This is a genomic window from Arthrobacter sp. TB 26 (assembly GCF_000427315.1).
Taxonomy (GTDB): domain Bacteria; phylum Actinomycetota; class Actinomycetes; order Actinomycetales; family Micrococcaceae; genus Arthrobacter.
In genome coordinates this window covers 1-4,189 of record NZ_AUPJ01000404.1, presented here as the reverse complement: position 1 = coordinate 4,189, position 4,189 = coordinate 1, and the positions used below count along the sequence as shown (strand labels likewise).

3 protein-coding genes and 1 pseudogene (1 of these 4 cut by a window edge) are annotated in these 4,189 nt (G+C 67.5%); all 4 read left to right on the top strand.

All coding sequences use genetic code 11. The annotated features are described in order from the left end of the window. Positions 1-201, top strand: a pseudogene (gene argS / locus K789_RS23290) (arginine--tRNA ligase) (it extends 1,463 nt beyond the left edge of the window). 5 nt (positions 202-206) lie between these two features. After that, on the top strand, positions 207-1,706 hold the full coding sequence (gene lysA, locus K789_RS0115650; RefSeq protein ID WP_024367577.1) for a diaminopimelate decarboxylase: 1,500 nt from the start codon (positions 207-209) through the stop codon (positions 1,704-1,706). After that, entirely contained in the window at positions 1,707-3,047 is a 1,341-nt protein-coding gene (locus K789_RS0115645; protein ID WP_024367576.1) for a homoserine dehydrogenase, read from the top strand. Further along, a complete protein-coding gene (thrC, locus tag K789_RS0115640) occupies positions 3,048-4,154 on the top strand; it encodes a threonine synthase (protein ID WP_024367575.1) in 1,107 nt (368 codons plus the stop codon). The last annotated feature ends 35 nt before the right edge of the window (positions 4,155-4,189 follow it).

Below are 4,189 nucleotides of genomic sequence, written 5' to 3'. Positions count from 1 at the left end.
GAGCCGCACCGCGTGGCCCGCCACCTCGAGGTCATCGCCGGCGCCTACCACCGCTGGTACGACGCCTGCCGTGTGGCGCCGCAGGGCGACGAACCGATCACCGATCTCAACCGCACCCGGCTGTGGCTCAACGACGCGACAAGCCAGGTGCTGGCCAACGGACTGGAACTGCTGGGCGTCTCGGCGCCGGAACGGATGTAACCGCCATGACCACGAACCCGTCCACCACCGCCGGCGAAGCCTCCCCGCTCGCGCCGGAATGGCTGGCCGTCCCCGCTGACCTCAACGCCCTGCACGAACCCATGTGGGCAAGCGGGGTCGCCCGGAACGACGCCGGCGAGCTCACCCTCGACGGGCTGGCAGTCAGCGAGCTCCAGCGGCAGTTCGGCACGCCCCTGTTTGTGATGAGCGAGAACGACTTCCGGGCCCGGGCCCGGGCCTTCTCCGATGCCTTTAATAACGCCTTCGCCGACATCTGCGGGGGAGTGGATGTCTACTACGCCGGCAAATCCTTCCTGTGCACCGCGGTGGTCCGCTGGGTGGAGGAAGAGGGGCTGCGGCTGGACACGGCCTCCGGCGGGGAACTGGCCGTCGCCGCCCGGGCCGGCATCCCCGGGTCCGACGTCGCACTTCACGGCAACAACAAGTCCGACGGCGAGATCCACCGCGCCCTGGACATGAAACTCGGCCGGATCGTGGTCGACAGCATCGCCGAGCTCGAACGCGTCGCCAGGATCGCCGGCAACCGCGGCGAAACCGCCAAGGTCATGCTGCGGCTGACCCCGGGCGTGCACGCCCACACCCATGAATTCATCGCCACCGCCCACGAGGACCAGAAGTTCGGCCTCTCCATGGCCGGGGATTCCACCGAGCAGGCCGGGCTGTCAGCGGCCGAGGAGGCCGTGGCCGCGGCTTCGGGCCACCCCAGCATCGAACTGCTGGGCCTGCACTGCCACATCGGTTCGCAGATCTTCGAACCCGACGGCTTCGCCCTTGCCGCGGAGAAGCTGCTGGACTTCCTCGCCGCGATGCAGTCCAAGTACTCGATCGTGCTCCCCGAACTCGACCTCGGCGGCGGCTACGGCATCGCCTACACGCCCGTGGACACTCCGCGCCCGGCCGCCGAAATCGCCCAGGCAATGGCCGCCGTCGTCCGCACCAAATGCGCGGAGCTGGGCATTTCCGCCCCGCGGATTTCGATCGAACCGGGCCGGGCGATCGTCGGCAGCACCACGTTCACGCTCTACGAGGTGGGCACGTTGAAGACGGTCCGGGTCGATGCTCCCGGCGCCGACGGCAGCAAATCCGGAAATTCCGGCGAAACCGGCAAAAACGTTACGTACCCGCGCCGGTATGTGTCAGTGGACGGCGGGATGAGCGATAACCCGCGTCCGGTGCTGTACGACGCGGATTACTCGGCGATTCTGGCCTCACGGGCGTCCGCCGCGGCCCCGCAGCTGTCCCGCGTAGTGGGCAAACATTGCGAGAGCGGCGACATAGTTGTTAGAGATGTATATCTGCCCGAGGACGTGGCAGCCGGTGATCTGCTCGCTGTACCGGGGACCGGCGCCTACTGCTGGGCCCTGTCAAGCAACTACAACTATCTGGCCCGGCCGGGCGTTGTCGCTGTGCGCGATGGATCTGCCCGGCTCATTGTCCGCGGGGAAACCGAAGAAGATCTGCTCAACCGCGACATGGGAGTCTGAATGACCGAATTGCGAACCCTGAAAGTGGCCCTGCTGGGCTGTGGCAACGTCGGGGCCCAGGTTGCGCGGATTCTCCTTGACGACGCCGACATGCTGGCATCGCGCGCCGGTGCACGCCTGGAGCTGGTCGGCATCGCTGTGCGCAACCTCGACGCGCCCCGGGAGGTCGAACTGCCGCACGCACTGTTCACCACCGACGCCGAGACCCTGGTCAAGGACGCCGACCTGGTGATCGAGCTGATGGGCGGCATCGAACCCGCCCGGACCCTGATCCTGACCGCCATGCGCAACGGCGCCTGCGTGGTCACCGGCAACAAGGCACTCGTCGCCAAAGACGGCCCCACCCTCCACGAGGAAGCGGACAAGGCCGGCGTCCAGCTGTCCTACGAGGCCGCCGTCGCCGGCGCGATCCCCATCCTCCGGCCCATCCGGGACAGCCTCTCCGGGGACCGGATCACCCGGGTGCTCGGCATCGTCAACGGCACCACCAACTTCATCCTGGACCAGATGGATTCCACCGGGGCGCAGTTCGCCGATGCCCTGGCCGAGGCCCAGCGCCTGGGCTATGCGGAAGCGGACCCCACCGCCGACGTCGAGGGTTACGACGCCGCCTCCAAGGCCGCGATCCTTGCCTCCCTGTCCTTCCACACCCGTTTTTCCCTGGACGATGTCTACTGCGAAGGCATCAGCTCCGTCACTGCCGCGGACATTGCCGCGGCGAAGGACGCAGGCTTCGTCATCAAGCTGCTGGCGATCGCAGAGAAGCTGCCGGCCGCAGGCAGGGAAACAGGCACGGAAACAGACGCCGGCACCGGAGTCTCCGTCCGCGTGCACCCGACCCTGCTGCCCCGCGAACACCCGCTGGCAGCGGTGCGCGGCGCGTTCAACGCCGTCTTCATCGAGGCGGAAAACGCCGGCGAGCTGATGTTCTACGGCCAGGGCGCCGGCGGCAAACCGACCGCGTCCGCCGTCATGGGCGACCTCATCTCCGCTGCCCGCAGCATCGTCCTGGGCGGCCCGGGCCGCGCCGAGACCACCACGGGCCAGGTGTCCGCGCTTCCCATCACTGCCGCGGTCACCAGCTACTACATCGGCCTCGACGTTGCGGACCAGCCCGGTGTGCTCGCCAAGATCGCCCGGCTCTTCGCCGAGCACGGCGTTTCCATTGAAATCATGCGGCAGACCATCCACCGCGATGCTGATTCCACCATCGAATCGGCGGAACTCCGGATTGTCACCCACCGCGCAAGCGAGGCTGCACTGGCAGCCACCGTCGAGGCCGTCAAGAGCCTGGACGTCATCAATTCCGTTACATCCGTACTCCGGGTAGAAGGAGTCTAAGTGGCTCACCAATGGCGCGGCGTCATCCGCGAATACGCTGAACGTCTGCCCGTCACCGAGGCAACGAAGGTCATCACCCTGGGGGAGGGCGGCACCCCGCTCGTTCACGCGCAGCAGCTGTCCGCGCTCACCGGCAGTGATGTCTACCTCAAGGTCGAAGGCATGAACCCGACCGGCTCCTTCAAGGACCGCGGCATGACCATGGCCATGACGGCCGCAGTTGCCGCCGGCGCCAAGGCCGTGGTGTGCGCCTCCACGGGCAACACCTCCGCCTCCGCCGCCGCATATGCCACCGCAGCCGGCCTGAAGTGCGTTGTGCTGGTGCCCGAAGGCAAGATCTCGATGGGCAAGCTGAGCCAGGCGATCGCGCACGGCGCCACCCTGCTGCAGGTCAACGGCAACTTCGACGACTGCCTCGACATCGCCCGCAAGCTGGGGGAGTCCTACCCGGTGTTCCTCGTCAACTCCGTCAACCCGGCCCGGATCGAGGGGCAGAAGACCGGCGCGTTCGAAGTGGTCGACTGGCTCGGCGACGCCCCGGACTTCCATGTGCTCCCGGTTGGCAACGCGGGCAACATCACCGCGTACTGGAAGGGCTACAAGGAATACTGCGCGCCCTTCGAGTCCGCCACCGCCGGCACACTGCCCGCAGTGTCCACCAGGACCCCGGTCATGTGGGGCTTCCAGGCCGCCGGGGCGGCACCGTTCGTCGCCGGCCACCCCATCACGGAGCCCGACACGATCGCGACCGCCATCCGGATCGGCAACCCCGCATCGTGGGACACCGCCATCGCAGCGCGCGACGAATCCGGCGGCGTGATCGAAGCCGTGACTGACGAGGAAATCCTCTCCGCCCACCGCTGGCTGTCCGCCCGTGAAGGCGTCTTCGTCGAACCGGGTTCCGCTGCCGGTGTCGCCGGCCTGATCAAAAAGCATGCGGCCGGCGAAGTTCCGGCCGGCAAGACGATTGTCATCACGGTCACCGGCCACGGCCTCAAGGATCCGCAGTGGGCGCTCCGCACCGAGGACGGCAGTGAAGTGCAGCCCGTCAAGGTATCCAATGACGTGGTGACCGTGGCCATGGCCCTGGGACTGGAAGAAAAGTAAGCGTGGAAACCACCCTCACCGTCCCGGCCGAGTCC

Excerpts from the sequence above, each read along its gene's own strand:
- lysA (WP_024367577.1), top strand. The coding sequence starts at position 207 with ATGACCACGAACCCGTCCACCACCGCCGGCGAAGCCTCCCCGCTCGCG.
- K789_RS0115645 (WP_024367576.1), top strand. The coding sequence starts at position 1,707 with ATGACCGAATTGCGAACCCTGAAAGTGGCCCTGCTGGGCTGTGGCAAC.